General features: G+C 55.7%; 13 protein-coding genes and 1 tRNA gene. 8 read left to right on the top strand and 6 right to left on the bottom strand.

All coding sequences use genetic code 11. The features are described 5' to 3' along the window. Positions 1 to 47: 47 nt before the first annotated feature. Positions 48 to 2,711 (bottom strand): T9SS type A sorting domain-containing protein, encoded by a 2,664-nt coding sequence (locus tag CLV58_RS20865; protein ID WP_106139776.1) that lies wholly within the window; start codon positions 2,709 to 2,711, stop codon positions 48 to 50. A gap of 329 nt (positions 2,712 to 3,040) precedes the next feature. Here CLV58_RS20865 and CLV58_RS20860 point away from each other — a divergent pair, with 329 nt between their 5' ends. The 6 genes from CLV58_RS20860 (at position 3,041) to CLV58_RS20835 (ending at position 10,418) form a co-directional block, all read left to right on the top strand. Continuing rightward, entirely contained in the window at positions 3,041 to 4,969 is a 1,929-nt protein-coding gene (locus CLV58_RS20860; RefSeq protein ID WP_106139775.1) for a RecQ family ATP-dependent DNA helicase, read from the top strand. Positions 4,970 to 5,124: 155 nt separating this feature from the next. After that, complete coding sequence (locus CLV58_RS20855) at positions 5,125 to 5,571, top strand: DUF2141 domain-containing protein (protein ID WP_106139774.1); 447 nt, start codon at positions 5,125 to 5,127, stop codon at positions 5,569 to 5,571. 163 nt (positions 5,572 to 5,734) lie between these two features. Then, positions 5,735 to 6,601 carry a glucose 1-dehydrogenase gene (locus CLV58_RS20850; protein WP_106139773.1) on the top strand — a complete coding sequence of 289 codons (867 nt, stop codon included), beginning with the start codon at positions 5,735 to 5,737 and terminating at the stop codon, positions 6,599 to 6,601. A gap of 164 nt (positions 6,602 to 6,765) precedes the next feature. Then, the gene (locus CLV58_RS20845; RefSeq protein WP_106139772.1) at positions 6,766 to 7,362 is read left to right on the top strand and encodes a gluconate 2-dehydrogenase subunit 3 family protein; all 597 of its coding nucleotides are present in this window, start codon (positions 6,766 to 6,768) and stop codon (positions 7,360 to 7,362) included. A 54-nt stretch (positions 7,363 to 7,416) separates the two neighbouring features. Beyond that, entirely contained in the window at positions 7,417 to 8,976 is a 1,560-nt protein-coding gene (locus CLV58_RS20840) for a GMC family oxidoreductase (RefSeq protein WP_106139771.1), read from the top strand. 95 nt (positions 8,977 to 9,071) lie between these two features. Then, positions 9,072 to 10,418 carry a family 1 glycosylhydrolase gene (locus tag CLV58_RS20835; RefSeq protein ID WP_106139770.1) on the top strand — a complete coding sequence of 449 codons (1,347 nt, stop codon included), beginning with the start codon at positions 9,072 to 9,074 and terminating at the stop codon, positions 10,416 to 10,418. Between the two features lie 30 nt (positions 10,419 to 10,448). Here the strand turns inward: CLV58_RS20835 and CLV58_RS20830 are convergent, their stop codons facing one another. The 5 genes from CLV58_RS20830 to CLV58_RS20810 are packed head-to-tail and all read right to left on the bottom strand — an operon-like array spanning position 10,449 to position 15,052. Further along, positions 10,449 to 11,645 (bottom strand): porin family protein, encoded by a 1,197-nt coding sequence (locus CLV58_RS20830; RefSeq protein WP_106139769.1) that lies wholly within the window; start codon positions 11,643 to 11,645, stop codon positions 10,449 to 10,451. Positions 11,646 to 11,665: 20 nt separating this feature from the next. After that, positions 11,666 to 12,940, bottom strand: a complete 1,275-nt coding sequence (locus CLV58_RS20825) for a hypothetical protein (protein WP_106139768.1) — start codon at positions 12,938 to 12,940, stop codon at positions 11,666 to 11,668. An 18-nt stretch (positions 12,941 to 12,958) separates the two neighbouring features. Beyond that, complete coding sequence (locus CLV58_RS20820) at positions 12,959 to 13,879, bottom strand: DUF4097 family beta strand repeat-containing protein (RefSeq protein WP_106139767.1); 921 nt, start codon at positions 13,877 to 13,879, stop codon at positions 12,959 to 12,961. Then, on the bottom strand, positions 13,876 to 14,508 hold the full coding sequence (locus CLV58_RS20815) for a hypothetical protein (RefSeq protein ID WP_106139766.1): 633 nt from the start codon (positions 14,506 to 14,508) through the stop codon (positions 13,876 to 13,878). The genes CLV58_RS20820 and CLV58_RS20815 overlap by 4 nt, the downstream gene beginning before the upstream one ends. Further along, entirely contained in the window at positions 14,495 to 15,052 is a 558-nt protein-coding gene (locus tag CLV58_RS20810; RefSeq protein ID WP_106139765.1) for an RNA polymerase sigma factor, read from the bottom strand. The genes CLV58_RS20815 and CLV58_RS20810 overlap by 14 nt, the downstream gene beginning before the upstream one ends. Positions 15,053 to 15,175: 123 nt before the next feature. On the opposite strand from CLV58_RS20810, the gene CLV58_RS20805 reads away from it, so the two are divergent. Beyond that, entirely contained in the window at positions 15,176 to 15,937 is a 762-nt protein-coding gene (locus CLV58_RS20805; RefSeq protein ID WP_106139764.1) for an alpha/beta fold hydrolase, read from the top strand. 42 nt (positions 15,938 to 15,979) lie between these two features. Further along, positions 15,980 to 16,053: transfer RNA gene (locus CLV58_RS20800), tRNA-Pro, on the top strand. Position 16,054 lies beyond the last annotated feature (1 nt).

The raw sequence follows: 16,054 nt of genomic DNA, 5'->3' as shown, positions 1-16,054 counted from the left end.
CCGTTTTCGTCGGTAGTAAAGACCCCGTGGCCCGCCTGTGGCAGCGGCTATCGCGCAATGAGCAGCTTCTGCGTCAGCGTCGTTTCTCCAGCCTGCAGCTTAACAAAATACAGCCCGGCGGGTAGGTTTGTCAGGTCGAGTTGTTCGTTGATTGTCAGTCCGTTTACGTTCACCGACTGCTGCCGAAGCGTTCGGCCCGTCGCATTCGTTACGGTCACTCTGGCTTCAGGAACGGCTTTGGTCAGGACGGCGTCGATTCGCACCAATCCGTTGCTGACCGGGTTCGGATACAGGTTGAACGATCCATCGCGGCCCTGTTCGGTCGCCAGTACCGGTGGTGGAGGTGGTACCTGAATCTGTAGGTTATCGATGGCCCAGCCCCAGCCATGCGACAACTGATCGGCAAACAGCCGGAATCGAATCATGACCTGATCGCCCCCCCGTACATAGCCTGTTGTGGGAATAAAAAACTCCCGGAGTTTGAACAGGTTCGGTGAGCCTACCGTAGTTGAGTTGGTCTCGCCGGTTAGCTGATCGGTCGACGTACTACGGTTATAAGCCGCTAGCCAGTCCGACTGATCGCGTGAATCGTACCCGTCGAGCAGTCGAAACCACGTACGTCCGTAGTTGACCGATCCTTCTACGATGACGTAGTCGTAGAAGTTGGCCGATCCGAAGCGGCTTCCGGCATCCCCCGGCTCGACCAGCACAATCTCGTTAAACCGAATACTGGCACTATCAGGATTACTTTTCACCCGAATTGGCGACAGCAGAACGTATTCAGCGTTGGTTTCATAGCGAAAGTTAGCCCCGTTCTGATACGGGTGTTCAGAGTGAATCGCCGGATCCAAGAACCCGTTCGGCGTACTGATGCCGAATCGATACCCCACGAAATTACTGGCGACAGTCGTGCTGGCAAACGTGGTTGTATACTGATCGACCGTCGCTTGCGGAGCGATAACGCTCAGGCTGTAAACGCCCGTCGTCGGACTAGTTACCTGGTTCCGGGCCCGCGCCGAATCACGCGCCACAATGCGGTATGTAACGACGTCCCCCGCTTTCAGCAGATTAGCCGGAAACACGACACGGCCATAATATACACTATCATACACACTCCCTCCGGCGACAAACTGCGTGTAGCGTAAGGTCACTGACGGCTGCGCGGTTCCATTGACCTGGTACTCCAGCTGCGCATTTCCGACACCAGCAGCCCGGTCGTCGGCGATGTATGCACGCACGACCAGCGAATCGGTCAGGCCTGGGTTGATGATGAAGTTCTTGTCGGGATTGTAGCGGATGATTGGTGGTACCCGGTCGGGGCCAGACTGCACTCGGTACGCCAGTTGAACGCCTGCGGGTGTTTTTCCGGGACTGGTGAACGTTCGGCCCGATGCGTCCTGCGCCTGATAATAGTACCAGACGTCGCCCTGGGCGATCGACGCCGGCAAGGTATAAGCATACGTATCCGCGACACCAGCAACGGCAGTTGGTGAAACGGCGGTGTAGGTGGTATCGGTAGCTGTCGGCGGCCCTTTCCGGTAAAACAGTCGTACCGATCCCGCTATCAACGTTGTATCGCTGATTACCCGCGTCTGAAAAACCAGGTCGCGGCTGTCTTCACTGTCAGCAAGCGGTGTGGGCAGGATCGACGTTGTTTTCCACTCGATATCCGAGAAAAAATTCAGCACCAGCGGACCGGGTGTGTGAATGGCTTCGGCCGCACCAACCTGTGGCGACATCAGCGAATTGGTGTCTTTGGCCGGATAAGTCGACTCGTCGAGGTGATAAATACTGGACCCCTTACTGAAGGTCGTCGGCGCGTACAGTTTGGCCCGCTGCCGAACCGTACGCTGCATCACCGGCCCGTTGAGGAACAGATTATTGCCCGTCAGCTGCCGATACAGCGCATTCGACCCCAGCGGATAAGCGTCGGTATTGGCGACCAGTTTCCGGCCCTGGCTATCCTCCACAAAATGGTCGAACACCGCCGGGTAGGGAGTCTGGTAGGAAGCCGTCGTACCGGTGGTACCGTAGTAACCGATAAAGCCCAGCCCATGCCCGATTTCGTGGAGCACCACCGTTACCAGATCGTACTGCCCGGCGGGCGTAATACCATCCAGCCCGTAATACCAGTTGACATTACGACTAAAGTTGGCGTCGATGTCCGACGAGTCGGGTTCGTTCAATTCGCGACGGGCGATTTTCTCCGCCAACGCAATAGGATAGATCCCGAGCGCCTTTTGTACCCCATCACTACCGACGCGTACTGTCGATGGACCAGCGGAGCCCAGCACGCCCGGACTTAGCGATGACCAGGTTGCTTTGATCCGGATAGGTACCGGCGATACGATCAGTGTCGCCCAGATATCGACAGCCTGCTGAAACGCCCGTTGTGCTTCAGCCGTGAAGCCGGTGTAGCTAACCAGAAAATTCGCCGTTTTGGCAGCCTGACGGGCGTTGGGGTTGTTGAGCCGGTTTCGAATGGCTTCGGGAGCCAGTACCCGCGTAAATTCGTTTCGATCGCTGGCGTAACAGATTGTCTTGGGCCCCTCAAACGAGCGCACGGAACGAACAAACTGCCGATAGTCAGTCGGACCCGGCTGGGGTGATTTTGGCTGAGCCTGTACGATACCAGCCAGTAATACCAGCATACTGAGAACGAAGCCGACTACGGAAAGTCGTCGGGCGGTTGACGAGGAGCGTGTTAGCATGTACAAGTAGTAGTCAATAACGATTGAGTTTGCTTATAGTCTGATTGTCAGCGTGAGTCGTTTCCCGAATCGGTACTGGGCGACAATGCTCAAGGTAAGTACAGAAACGTAAAAAGGCAGCTTACTACCCGCTCTAACGTTCATTTTCTGATTGAATAGCGGGTTGGCTTTCCCGTGCGTACAGATTGGCGCAAGCGGGAATCAATCGTAGCGTTGTTCAACGCAGCCATGAACGACAGTTGTTACATTCCGGTTATCTGTGTCCGTGTGTACCTTCGTGCTAGCAACGGGTGCACAACGATCGCAATTCGCTGAGCCATCAGCCTTGTATGACCATTCGGCAAATTTTACAGCAATTCTGGGGTTACTCCGCCTTCCGGCCCATGCAGGAAGACGTGGTCAATGCTGTACTCGACGGGCAGGATGTGCTCGTACTGATGCCCACCGGGGGTGGTAAATCGATCTGCTTTCAGGTACCGACCCTGGCCATGCCAGGCGTCTGTATCGTCGTAACGCCGTTGATTGCGCTGATGAAAGATCAGGTCGATCAGCTGCGTCGGCGGGGGATTCCGGCGGCAGCGATTTACGCGGGCATGCACTACCGTGAGATCGACACGACGCTCGACAACTGTATCTACGGCAACACCAAATTTCTGTACCTGTCGCCCGAACGGCTGCGGACGGAACTGGTCATCGAGCGGGTCAAGCAGATGAATGTTTGTCTGCTGGCCATCGATGAAGCCCACTGCGTATCGGCCTGGGGTTACGACTTCCGACCGCCGTATCTGCAAATCGCTGAGTTTCGTGAGCTGATTCCCGACGCGCCCCTGATTGCCTTGACGGCCTCTGCTACGCCCGACGTACAGAATGATATCATCGACAAGCTGGCCATCCGGTCGCTCAAGGATCAGCCACCGCTTGTTTTCCGGCAAACGTTCGCCCGACCCAACCTGTCGTACTCGGTCCTGCAAACCGAGCAGAAAGAAGATCGGGTATTACGCATTCTGAGCCGGGTGCCGGGTTGTGGCATCGTGTACGTACGCAGCCGTCGGCAAACGCAGCGCATGGCCGACTGGCTCAATCGACAGGGGGTGTCAGCTGATTTTTACCATGCGGGTCTGAGTACGCAGGAGCGCACCGCCAAACAGGATGCCTGGCTGCAAAACCAAACCCGCGTGATGGTATCGACCAATGCATTCGGTATGGGTATCGACAAACCTGACGTGCGCGTGGTCATTCACCTCGACGTACCCGATTCGCTCGAAGCCTACTACCAGGAAGCGGGCCGGGCCGGGCGTGATGGGCAGAAAGCATATGCCGTCATGCTCTACGCACCCGCCGATCTGGAGCAGCTACGGCAACGTACCGAGCAGGTGTATCAGCCGGTCGAGATGCTGCGTCGCGTGTATCAGGCACTGGCCAACTACACAGCCGTACCGGTCGGCGGGGGGCAATTCAACAGTTATGATTTCGACATTGCCGCCTTCACACATACCTACGACCTGCCGCCAACCGAAACGCACTACGCGCTGAAACAACTGCAACTCGAAGGGCTGATTCAGTTGAACGAAAACTATTTCCACCCGTCGCGGCTGGTGATGGCGCTGGACAATCGGCAACTGTACGAGTTTCAGGTGATGAACCCCAAACTCGATCCGTTTCTGAAACTGCTGCTACGCTACTACGGTGGCGAACTGTTTACCGACTTCGTCACCATCTCCGAGTCGACACTGGCGCGGACGTTTCTGATCAATCAGCCGGAGATCGTTGCCATGCTGGAGTCGCTGCATCAGCGCAATGTCGTTGTCTATGAGAAGCAGAAAGACAAACCGCAGCTTACGTTTCTGACGCCCCGCTATGATGCACCTACGCTTCCTATCGACGTGGCCGAACTGAAACGCCGGCGGGAGCAGGCCCTGCGCAAAGTCAACGCGGCCATTCTGTACACTGAGCATCCGACCCAGTGCCGGACCCGGCTGTTACAGGCTTACTTCGGCGAACGCACCAACGACCGCTGCGGTATTTGCGACAATTGCCTGAAACGAAAGAAGCAGGCGGAGCAGGCCGATGCTGCCGTCCGGGCTGAAGTACGCGCCTATGTCGCCTTGGCCAATGGACCCGGCGTGTCGCCCAAACAACTGGCTCACTATTTTGCGCAGACCAACGAAGAGATGCTGACGCAGACGATCAATCAGATGCTGGCCGAGGATGAAATTCGCTACAACAAGGTCGGCAATCTGACACTGAACAACGACTAAAGAGCCGCCCATTCATCCCAAAGGCAGTTTTTTCGTGCAAATCGTCCCAGATTCGTACTGTTCATCCCTGCGAGTTGCACAGGGCTTCTGGTACCTGCTATGTTTGTCAGGCCGGGCAATACCGCCCGACTTAACCGACACGACCGTCAGCTTCCATGAAATCAATCCTCTTTACACTCGTCCTGCTCGTTGCTGTCCTTACCCAGTCATTCGCTCGCACAACAGCTGCGCCCGCCGATTCCGCCACACACAAACTGACCGTCACCGTAACCGGCATCGTCCAACGCTCCGGCAAGTTCTACGTGGGCCTGGCTACCGACGACAAGACGTTTTCCGGTAAGTCGGCCGTTACGCAGACCATCGACGTACCCGCCACGGGTGATGCAGTAGTAACGTTCAGCGATCTGAAGCCGGGCAAGTACGCTGTTCGCATCTTCCAGGATATGAACGATAACAAAACGATGGATTTTTCGGGTCAAATGCCGGCCGAGCCCTTTGGCTTTTCGAACGTGACGATGCTCATGGGGCCACCCACGTTCGACCAGTGTGCATTTACCCTCGACGGTAACAAGGCCGTTCAGGTTAGCATGATGGAGTTGTAAACGATTAACCGTATACGTTTTCGGCGGGTAGTTCGGCTTTGGTGCCGGGATACCCGTTTTTTGTGAACATCGGTTTGTTTAATCGATGCGGGCAACAAACGGCCACTACACCCGGTTTAGCCTTCGCTTGTAACCCCTTGAGCACCTATTACTACGAATACTCATGAACGAAACACCATTTCGCCCGACGTCAAAAGAGATCGCGGCACAGCAACAGCAGTACCCAGCTAAGCAATCCGAGATGACGCCAAAGCCGGCTACCGAACTGAACTTTTATAAAGCAGCAGGCAAACTGGCCGGAAAAGTAGCCATCATCACCGGTGCCGACTCCGGCATTGGTCGGGCCGTGGCGACCGCCTTTGCAATGGAGGGGGCTAAGGTCGCTATCGTCTACAACGAAAACTCGGACGACGCAGCTGAAACCAAGAAACTGGTTGAGTCGAAGGGTGGGCAGTGCCTGGTCATCCAGGCTGACGTACGCCAGAAGGCAAACTGCATGGACGCGGTAAAACAAACCGTCGATCATTACGGCTCGCTGAATATTCTGGTGAACAATGCAGCTTACCAAATGGCGCAGGAAAAGCTGGAAGACATTTCGGAAGAGCAGCTCCGCCGGGCGTTCGACACCAATATCATCGCTTATTTCTTTATGGCGCAGGCTGCGCTGCCCCATTTTCAGAAAGGCGATTGTATCGTCAACACGGGTAGCATCGTCGGCATTGTCGGCAATCCGATTCTGGTCGATTACACGGCGACGAAGGCAGCCATCCACGCCTTTACCAAATCACTGGCCATACAACTGGGCGAAAAAGGCATACGGGTCAACTGCGTGGCACCCGGCCCGGTCTGGACACCCAATATTCCCGGAACGATGCCCGAGGATGAAGTCAAGAACTTCGGCCATGAAGTCGCCCTGGCCCGACCGGGTCAGCCGGAAGAACTAGCTCCAGCCTACGTGTTACTAGCGTCGGAGGATGGCAGCTTCATCACCGGAAGCATCGTTGAAGTGACGGGTGGTAAGCTGGGCTAATTGGCGGGTTCAAGGTTTGTCTAGGCACAGCGATTTACTCTCGCTTCTGTCATCCCGACGCAGGAGGGATCTTCGGGCGATACGTTATACACTGGAAGCTACCGAAGACCCCTCCTACGTCGGGACGACAAAAAGAGTATACCACAAACATTGAACAACATACCATGGACTATCACTATCCCGCCGGTACGGTACGCGCGCTGCTTCAGACAGACGACGTTACCGAGGCTACCCGGCAGACGCTGACGGAGCGACTGGAAAAGCCCCGCCGACAGCCCACGTTTTTTCAGCCTGACGAAGCCGAGCTGCTTACCTGCATTATCGACCGGCTCCTACCGCAGGACAATCCGGCGGGTCGTATCGACATCGTAGGCGTTATCGACGAACGGCTGACCGGAAATCAATCCGACGGATGGCGTTACGACAGCATGCCCGCCGATCGGGACGCGTACCGGCTGGGCCTGAAAGCAACCGACGAGAGTGCCGTTGCCTTGTACGGTGCGCCCTTTTGCGAGTTGCCTACAGAACAGCAGGACGAAGTACTGAACGCGATTCAGGCGGGTACGCCCCCCGGTATTACCTGGCAGCAGGTACCCGCCGACCGTTTTTTCGAAGAGCTGTTTGCCGAAACCGTAGGTGCGTACTATTCGCACCCGCTGGGTCAGGAAGAAATCGGCTATGTCGGCATGGCCGACGTGCCAACCTGGCAACGTACTAAACTAAACGATCTGGAAGCACGCGAGCCCCGACCGATCAACTAATCACCGTTTATCACTGTATCGACCTGTCGGTACGGATGTACAACTCAACAGTCTATGAGCAATCAATATAGCCTCAACGATACAGTCGACGCGATTGTGATCGGTACGGGGGCGGGCGGTGCGCCCTTGCTGGCCCGTCTGGCAGCGGCCGGTCTGAAGGTCGTCGCGCTGGAGGCTGGTCAGTACTGGGACCCTAAGAAGGATTTTCCAACCGACGAGGTTGGGCAAGACAAACTGTTCTGGAACGACGAACGACTCAGCGCCGGCACCGACCCCGTTCCGTTCGGCAGCAACAACTCCGGCATTGGCGTAGGGGGTTCGACCTTACACTATACTGCTTACACGCCCCGCGTTCAGCCCGACGACCTGCAACTAAAAACTGACTTCGGCGTGGGTGTCGACTGGCCGATCAGCTTTGACGAGATCGCTACTTACTACGACGAAATTGAACACTTTATCGGTGTTTCCGGCCCCTCGGAATACCCCTGGGGTCCGGCCCGCAAGCGATCGTACCCAATGCCTCCACTACCCATAAACGGTGCCGGCCAGTTGATGGAGCGCGGTTGCGAGGCAGTGGGCATTAAAACGTCGCTGGCGGCTAACGCAGCCTTGTCGGCAGGGCGTCATCAGGAAGGACTGGGCCACCGGGCCGCCTGCGCGAACCGGGGTTTTTGCCAGGCCGGTTGCAACGTCGGCGCTAAATCAAGCATGGACGTTACCTACATTCCGCTGGCGCTAAGCAAGGGTGCCGAGCTACGGTCGGAATGCTATGTTACGCAGCTGGTAAAAAACAGCAGCGGACGAATCAGTGAGGTTGTTTATCTTCAGAATGGACAGGAGAAACGGCAGAAATGCAACTACGTCTTCCTTTGTGCCGGTGCTATCGAAACCCCACGACTGCTCATGCTGAATCAGCTGGCCAACAGCAGCGGTCAGGTGGGCCGTAACTTCATGGCGCACACCGGTTTGCAGATTTGGGGCGAATTCGACGAAGACATCCGACCCTACAAAGGCATTCCAGGTTCCGTCATTTCGGAAGATACTCACCGCCCTGACGATGCCGACTTCGCAGGTGGGTACCTGCTTCAGTCGATCGGCGTAATGCCCGTAACGTATTTGCAGCAGATGGCCCGTCAGCGGGGCCTGTGGGGGGAAGCGTTCAAGCAGGCAGCGCGAGCCTACAACCACGTTGCCGGCATCAACATCCTGGGCGATTGCCTGCCCTACGATTTCAACTACATGGAATTGTCGGACGAGAAAGACGGGCGGGGGATACCCAAGCCACGCGTTCACTTCACGAACGGGGAGAATGAACACCGTATGACCGCCCACGCCGACAAGATCATGCGGCAGATCTGGGAAGCCGCCGGTGCCAAAAACATCTGGGCCTACCAGCGAAACGCGCACATCATCGGTACCTGCCGGATGGGTCACGACGGCGGGGCAAATGTTGTCAATGCCGATGGACAATCGTTCGACGTTCCGAATCTGTTCATCAGCGATAATTCGACGTTCCCTAGTGCGCTCGCCGTCAACCCGGCCTTGACAATCATGGCCCTGTCGCTGCGGACCGCCGATCAGTTTTTAGCCAACCGCAACCGGCTGAACGTCTGACGTTCTCACCAGCAGCGGTTATTTTCCCCTTTTTGCCAAATCACAAAGACATCATTCTGATCCGTTATCAGGGGTTGATTCTCCAACACAATAGCATGGCAACCAAGAAAAAAGGATTTTTAGACATCATCAAAAAAGAAGTAGGGGAGGCCGGTTACGACGGCGATCAGTTCGGCGGAGCCGGGGGACATGATGGCCGGGGACTCCCCACCGACATGCCCAGCAACTTCATGTTTGCAACGGGTATCGAATGCTCTTACCCAACGATCAAAAAGGGCAAAGTCCGGCGCGATCAGTTGCGGGAATGCGGACACTACGACCGATACAAGGAAGACCTGGGTCTGGTAAAAGAGTTGGGCCTGAAAGTATTGCGCTACGGCTTGCCGTATTACGACATTCACAAAGGCCCCGGCAAGTTCGACTGGAGTTTCGCCGACGAAGCGATGGGCGAGATCAAGCGGCTGGGCATCACGCCGATTCTCGATCTGATGCACTTTGGCGTACCCGACTGGGTAGATAATTTTCAGAATCCGGAACTACCCATGCACTTCGCGGAATACGCCGAAGCCGTAGCCAAACGCTACCCGTGGGTTCGCTACTACACGCCCGTCAACGAGATTTACGTCACGGCCAAAGCGAGCGGTAAAGACGGCATCTGGAACGAACAACTGAAGTCAGACAAAGGCTTTGTGACGGCGATGAAACATGCTGTAGCTGCCAGTATCATCGGTACGCAACGAATCGCCAAACACCGCAACGACTGCATCATCGTCCAGAGTGAAAGTGCCGAGTATACGCACGAACTGTATGCGTCGCCCTCGCCCGACATTTCGATGGAGAACGAACTTCGCTTCCTGTCCCTCGATTTGCTGTACGCCAATCCGCCCTCGGCCACGGTTGGCATGTACCTACTCGATAATGGCATGACCCGGCAGGAATACGACTGGTTTATGACCGGACAACCACCGGGCTACCAGATCATGGGCAACGACTACTACGGCCGGAACGAGCGCATTAGGCTACCAGACGGGTCGATTCAGATTTCGATGGATGTGCTGGGCTGGTACGAAATCACCAAGGATTATTACCTCCGCTATCGCAAGCCGGTGATGCACACGGAAACCAACGTGTTCGAAGCCGATATTGCCCCCAGCTGGCTCAACAAACAGTGGATCAGCATTCTGCGGATGCGCCATGATGGTGTGCCTGTGCTGGGCTTTACCTGGTACAGCCTGATCGATCAGATCGACTGGGACACGCAGCTAGCCGAACAAAACAACCGGGTCAACGAATGCGGTTTGTATGACCTGGATCGTAAGCCCCGGCCCGTCGCCGAAGCGTATAGGCGAATTCTGGACGAGTTTGGTCAGATTACGATCGTGCCACATGCCGAGATGCTCGAAATATCTGACCGCCCGGCCCGGCTGAAAGTAGAAATCTAAGCATCAGTCGTATTTCAACGCAGCAACACGTTATTGGTTGCTGCGTTGAAATGCCCAGTTCAGGCCTAGCTGAAAACCGTGCAGCCCACCGTAAGGCCGACTCGACAACTGAACCAGGTCACGCTGATAGCGGGCATCCACTGAAAAGCGATCGGACAACTGATAATCGGCACCCAGCATTACCCCAACAACGGAGTGCGGTACAACCGCGACTAGCTTTCCATCCAATTCAGCCCGACCATTTAGCAACGTGGCGAAGTAAGGCCCTACGTACAGATGCCACTTGTAGGCAACTTCATTACGGAAGAGCAAGGGAATTTCCAGATAATTTCGGTTGTCAACACCCGGCAGAAACCGCACGCGCCCCGTTCGTACTTCGTTAGTCTGCCCGCTGCGTTGTGCGTAGTTAAGTTCCGTCCGGAATTGCCAGGTCAGCGAAAGCGGCACCTCGGCCCATACGCCCCCAATTCCCCGAATACTGTAGACGTCGGCAACGGTGCGCTCGTTCGATGCCGACACATTACCAGCCAACCGGATACCTGTTCGTATCGTGCTTTTGTCGATTACCGACAGCCCGAGCGAATCGGCACTGATGTTGAATCGATACGCTGAACGCAAGCCAAACGTCGATACGGTTTGCTTATCGGGTGCGTTCAAATACGCCGTCGCATACGCCCCCACCGACCAGCGATTCGATAGTCGATAGTCGTAGCCAACGCCAAGTAAAGGCGACACCCGGTCCGTTGTGCGCTGGTCCAGCACCGTTTCGTAGCTTGAGCGATCACGTGGATTTGGATAGATCAGGCTATCGACCTGCGTCGTTTTACTGCGGTAGGCTGATAAACCAACTCGTACGGAAACTTGGTGATGACGGGTCAGAATAGGCAATATCACCGCCGACAGATCGAGCATACGATCCGTACGAACGTAAAATTCGTTAAGCCGTGCCGGATTAGGCAAGCCATACTGATTAGGCAGGTAGGAGAGTGGGGCGGTGTTAGTCGTACCAGCCCAGTTTATACCAACGGAGACGCCCAGCCGTGGTTTGATATATGCCGTCAGTTGCTGTTTGGCTGACCAGCCATTGTAGGCCACGTCAGGCAGTCGTAGCAGCCCGCCACCGGCTTCTACTTCAAATCGGTACGGTGATACCTGTGCCACAGCGGCTCCGCTGACCAGTATCACGCCAACGATAATAGCCAGTCGATTTATCAATGCCTTTCTCATGGTTAGTGTAGACGTAAGGGTTAGAAGCGATAGCCAGCCTGAATACCGGCATAAGCGTAATCTGACGAGAGCCGGAGCCACGGACCAAAGAGTAATCGATCAGAAATGGCAAACTGGTAATCGACAGTACCCTGTATGCTGGCCGAGAATGTGCTGGCTTCTGAATCGTTTCGCAGATTGACTGTTGCCGGACCATTACCCCCATACCGGCCAGAGGATACAGTATAGCCTGACTTATAGCAAAGTAGTGGCCCAACAGATAGCCCAATGATATGTCTACGGCTGTAAAGCGGCAGAAATCGGACAGCGGGCAACACTTGCACTTCCGTTGTCTGACTAGGCAGATAGTAACTCCCAGACAGCCGCATAATATTTGCGCCTATCGACAAGCCAAATCGCCGGGTTAGATAACGCGTGTACCGATTTTCGTAGAGAAAGGCACTGCCGATGTCTTCACCGAGCAGCCCGACGGCGATATGAACCTCATTACGGTAGAAGGGTATGTCTTTCTTGATGCGCTCGTACGCCCGGTTCGACCGACGCGGGGCCAGCAGATGCGCCTTAACCGGAAACAGCCGATAACCCAATTGCAGCGACCAGTTGCTGTATTTCTGACGCAGGTCGTACACCTGCCCCTGATGCGTAATGCCATCGACAACCGGCGTCAGCGAACTACTATTTATGATATCGATCGTAAGCCCACCCACGTCAACGCCAATACCGAACAGCATGTCCGCCGATACCGCTTTAAGGCTTTGGCTGACTGATTGGCCAACTTCGTACGTTCGGGCAACCGATAGAAACCTGTCTTTGTCAGTTGGGTATTGCTCAGCCAAGCGGTATTCGTTAGCGATAGTGGATGCATAGTAGTTTTCTTGGTTTCGCCGGTACTGGTTTGCAGCTACCCCCACAGAGAAGCGGAGCCACGGCAGCGGTTTGTAGCCTCCCAGTAGTCGCCCCGCAAGTCTGGATACGCGAACATAGTCGGCGAAGCCTACCTGTGGTCCGCTGATGTAGTAGTTAGCTACGTTGGCCCGCTGCGTGAGCAACTCAGCCTGCCCATACCAGCGCGAGCGGTCGTATCGGGCGAACCCGCCGATCCCGGCACCCATCGCGTCACCGGCATTGGCACCACTTTCCACCGACACATCGCCAATCATCACCTCGTTCACCGACGTTGATCGGGCCGACAACCCTAACTCTAGTTTCGGACCCAATGTCCATTGCTGGGCGTTAGCGGCCGTAACGCCCAGGCACGCCAGCCCGACGATGCCGATTAAGTTTCCTGTTTTCATGAACGTATTGGTTATGGATTATCGGTCTACGAGTGGTTTATCAGCCTGTATGGTCACGTTACCGTAGCTGTCCTGTATCTGAATCAGGGGTTTGCGACCAGGCGGCTGATAGGTGAAGGTTTGCTTGCTACCCAGTTTTCCCAATTCAGCCTGCTGCGCTTCGGGCACGCGGATATCGGCGAATGTGGTGATGACGTCGTACTGGAAGTCGCCGATACGCCGGGCCGCCAGGAGAACATCCGTGCGGGCAGCTTCGACCGACAGACCGGTCAGCGACGGATGCGGTACGACGGTCAGCTTGCCGTAGCGACTCTTGACAACAGCCCGACCAGCCAGGTCGCGCAGGCTAACGTCCGCCTTCTCGGTTGTCAGCAGCAGCGACCCGTCGACACCACGTCCGTCGATATCGCCATAACTCGACCGGATAGTCGTCTTACCGCCCATGTCCTCAAGCGACAGTTTGCCGAATTCAAAGGTCAGGTTCGTATCGCCAGTCAGATCAGCAAGTCGAATATCACCAAACGAATTCTTGAGCAGCAGCGACGCGCCAGCCGGTACGCTGATGTCGTAAATCGCCTTTAGTTGACTCTGCACTTTTCCGGCACCACGCGGCACGGCATAGTGGTTTGCCAGCTCAATCTCGTTTCCGTTGGCTTGCAGGGTATACTGTTGGTACCCGACTTCCCGCTCGGCAACAGCCCGGTCGGGGTGCTTGGCCGTCAGCCGCAACCGAATCGATACCACCGGTCGAGTCCAGCCATGAATAGTCACGTCAGCTTTTTCCGCCGTCAGTCGCAGCCGTTGTCCAGCCGAGTAGGGGAGTTCTTTCTCCACCACTTTCGTCACGACCTGAAGCGCAGGCTGTGCCCGTCCGGGCATACTGGCCAAGTACAGGCTAAACCAGATCAGTAGCCGCCAGAGTCTCAATCGTGCCTTCATGAGCGGAGTAAGGTTATCAGTTCTTTCGTTACTTCAGCCCGCTGATTTTCGACTTTTACCTGCGCCCGAATCAGCATCGGGTCGTCGCCGAACGTTTGCCGCTCCTGATCCAGCCGTTGCTGTTCTGTGGTCAGTTCAGCCAGTTGATTACGCAGTTCATGTACTTCAGGTTGCTGGCAGGCGATCGTCTGAGCCGCGCACTGTTGCGCAATGAATGCTTCCGCCCGTCGGTCCGCGTCGGTATCAGCCGGAACCGGGCTAGCGGTATTGGCGACGCCCGTTTCGATCGCATATTCCATTCGTTCGCGGGCATCCGACTGTCGGTTTGTCCAGAAACCAATCAGCACAATCGCAGCTACCGCAGCCGCAGCGGTTACCGCAGTCCACAACGGCCGAATAACCTGACCAATTCGGCGCTTCGACGGCTGAACGGCGGGGTGGGGCAGTACCTGTCCGTCCAGTTCGGCTTCGATCGAATCCCACAGATCGGCTTTAGGGTCAGTCTGCGGCAGGCTGCTAACCAGATCATCGAATCGCTCCGCAGCTGTCAGTTCAGCGTCGATCCGATTCCAGAGGTCGGGATGCGGGTCGTATTCCGGTAGATCGGGAAAGGCGTTATTGATAGTCATTGTGTAGTCGCTGTCTTAGAAGTCGGCGGGCGTAGTTCAGTTGCGATTTCGACGTGCCTTCGCTAATGTTCAGCATATCGGCGATTTCCTTGTGCGCATAGCCTTCTACCTCGGCCAGCAAAAAAATCGTTCGGGCACCGTCGGGCAGAGTCCGGATTGCCGTATCAAGTTCGGCACCCGTTAGCCCATCCGGCAATGGTATTGGCTGATCGTGCGTGACTTCGTCGATGCCCACAAACCGACTTTCCAGCTGCTGTTTACGAATCGCGTTGCGCACCACAATTGTCTTAATCCAGGCCCCCAGCGTCGATTGAAACGTGAACAGATTCAGGCTTCGAAACACCGCCACAAAGGCGTCCTGTAAGGCATCGTTTGCATTGTCGTAGTCATTCGTAATTCGATAGGCCGTGGAAAACATGGCCCGTTTGTATCGCTCATACAGTTGCCGCTGCGCCTGCCGCTGGATTGCCTGATCGGTGGCTGACAGACATCGCTCGACGAGGTCGCGTTCGGATATGTCGGACGATGGTGCCAAGCGAAACATGGTTTTCTGGTGCTGTGTACTAGAGTGCGATCAGCGCATCGGAAGGTTGGAAGAACGTTGAAAATTTTTTCCAGCCCAAAACCCCTGTCCGAACAACCGGTTATACCCGCACAAACTAGTTACATGGAAACCACAGTCGAGTTACATACCCTAGAGCGCGGGACAGGGCCGTTGACGCTGATTTTTTTGCACTACTTCGGCGGTTCAGCGAAGGAATGGCGGGCAGTGATCGAGCAACTAGCAGTAGACTATCGGTGTATTGCTGTCGACTTGCGGGGCCATGGTGATAGCCCGGCCCCCGAATCAGGCTACAGCGTCGATGACATGACCGACGACGTAGCAGTTGTACTGGATCGATTAGGCATCAGCTCGTTTGTCCTGGTTGGTCATTCGATGAGTGGCAAAGTGGCGCTTAATCTGGCATCACGCCAGCCGACCAGTTTGCAGCAGGTGTTACTGGTTTCGCCTTCGCCACCGCACCCGGAACCAATCCCCGATAAAGACCGGAAGGAGATGCTGAAAACGCACGGTACCGAGCAGGCAGCGATCAAAACTTTCGAGAACATCACCGCGAAGCCTGTTTCGGAGACGGATCGCCAGCAAATCGTCACCGACAATCTGCGCACCAGCCAAGTAGCCTGGGATGCCTGGTTGACGGAGGGCAGTAAAGAAGACATTGCCGACCGGATGAGCCGTGTCACCGTTCCGGTGTCGATCATAGCCGGCAATAAGGACAATGCTCTTTCGCCCGACGTGCAGTCTGAATTGACGATACCGACTCTCCCCAACGCGACATTTGAGCTACTCGACGGGTCTGGTCACCTGCCTACTTACGAGATGCCGGATGCGCTGGTTAATTTTATTCTGAAAAAAATTGCCGGTTGACGACCCACGAATAAGCCAAAGCCTTTACCTTTGTGTCCCATTCGGGGTGTAGCGCAGCCTGGTAGCGCGCTACGTTCGGGACGTAGAGGTCGTGGGTTCGAATCCCGCCACCCCGAC

The organism is Spirosoma oryzae, assembly GCF_003002825.1.
GTDB classification, from domain to species: domain Bacteria; phylum Bacteroidota; class Bacteroidia; order Cytophagales; family Spirosomataceae; genus Spirosoma; species Spirosoma oryzae.
The sequence above is the reverse complement of the archived record's forward strand: the minus strand, read 5'-3'. Positions and strand labels throughout refer to the sequence as shown.

Excerpts from the sequence above, each read along its gene's own strand:
- CLV58_RS20865 (WP_106139776.1), bottom strand. The coding sequence starts at position 2,711 with ATGCTAACACGCTCCTCGTCAACCGCCCGACGACTTTCCGTAGTCGGC.
- CLV58_RS20860 (WP_106139775.1), top strand. The coding sequence starts at position 3,041 with ATGACCATTCGGCAAATTTTACAGCAATTCTGGGGTTACTCCGCCTTC.
- CLV58_RS20855 (WP_106139774.1), top strand. The coding sequence starts at position 5,125 with ATGAAATCAATCCTCTTTACACTCGTCCTGCTCGTTGCTGTCCTTACC.
- CLV58_RS20850 (WP_106139773.1), top strand. The coding sequence starts at position 5,735 with ATGAACGAAACACCATTTCGCCCGACGTCAAAAGAGATCGCGGCACAG.
- CLV58_RS20845 (WP_106139772.1), top strand. The coding sequence starts at position 6,766 with ATGGACTATCACTATCCCGCCGGTACGGTACGCGCGCTGCTTCAGACA.
- CLV58_RS20840 (WP_106139771.1), top strand. The coding sequence starts at position 7,417 with ATGAGCAATCAATATAGCCTCAACGATACAGTCGACGCGATTGTGATC.
- CLV58_RS20835 (WP_106139770.1), top strand. The coding sequence starts at position 9,072 with ATGGCAACCAAGAAAAAAGGATTTTTAGACATCATCAAAAAAGAAGTA.
- CLV58_RS20830 (WP_106139769.1), bottom strand. The coding sequence starts at position 11,645 with ATGAGAAAGGCATTGATAAATCGACTGGCTATTATCGTTGGCGTGATA.
- CLV58_RS20825 (WP_106139768.1), bottom strand. The coding sequence starts at position 12,940 with ATGAAAACAGGAAACTTAATCGGCATCGTCGGGCTGGCGTGCCTGGGC.
- CLV58_RS20820 (WP_106139767.1), bottom strand. The coding sequence starts at position 13,879 with ATGAAGGCACGATTGAGACTCTGGCGGCTACTGATCTGGTTTAGCCTG.
- CLV58_RS20815 (WP_106139766.1), bottom strand. The coding sequence starts at position 14,508 with ATGACTATCAATAACGCCTTTCCCGATCTACCGGAATACGACCCGCAT.
- CLV58_RS20810 (WP_106139765.1), bottom strand. The coding sequence starts at position 15,052 with ATGTTTCGCTTGGCACCATCGTCCGACATATCCGAACGCGACCTCGTC.
- CLV58_RS20805 (WP_106139764.1), top strand. The coding sequence starts at position 15,176 with ATGGAAACCACAGTCGAGTTACATACCCTAGAGCGCGGGACAGGGCCG.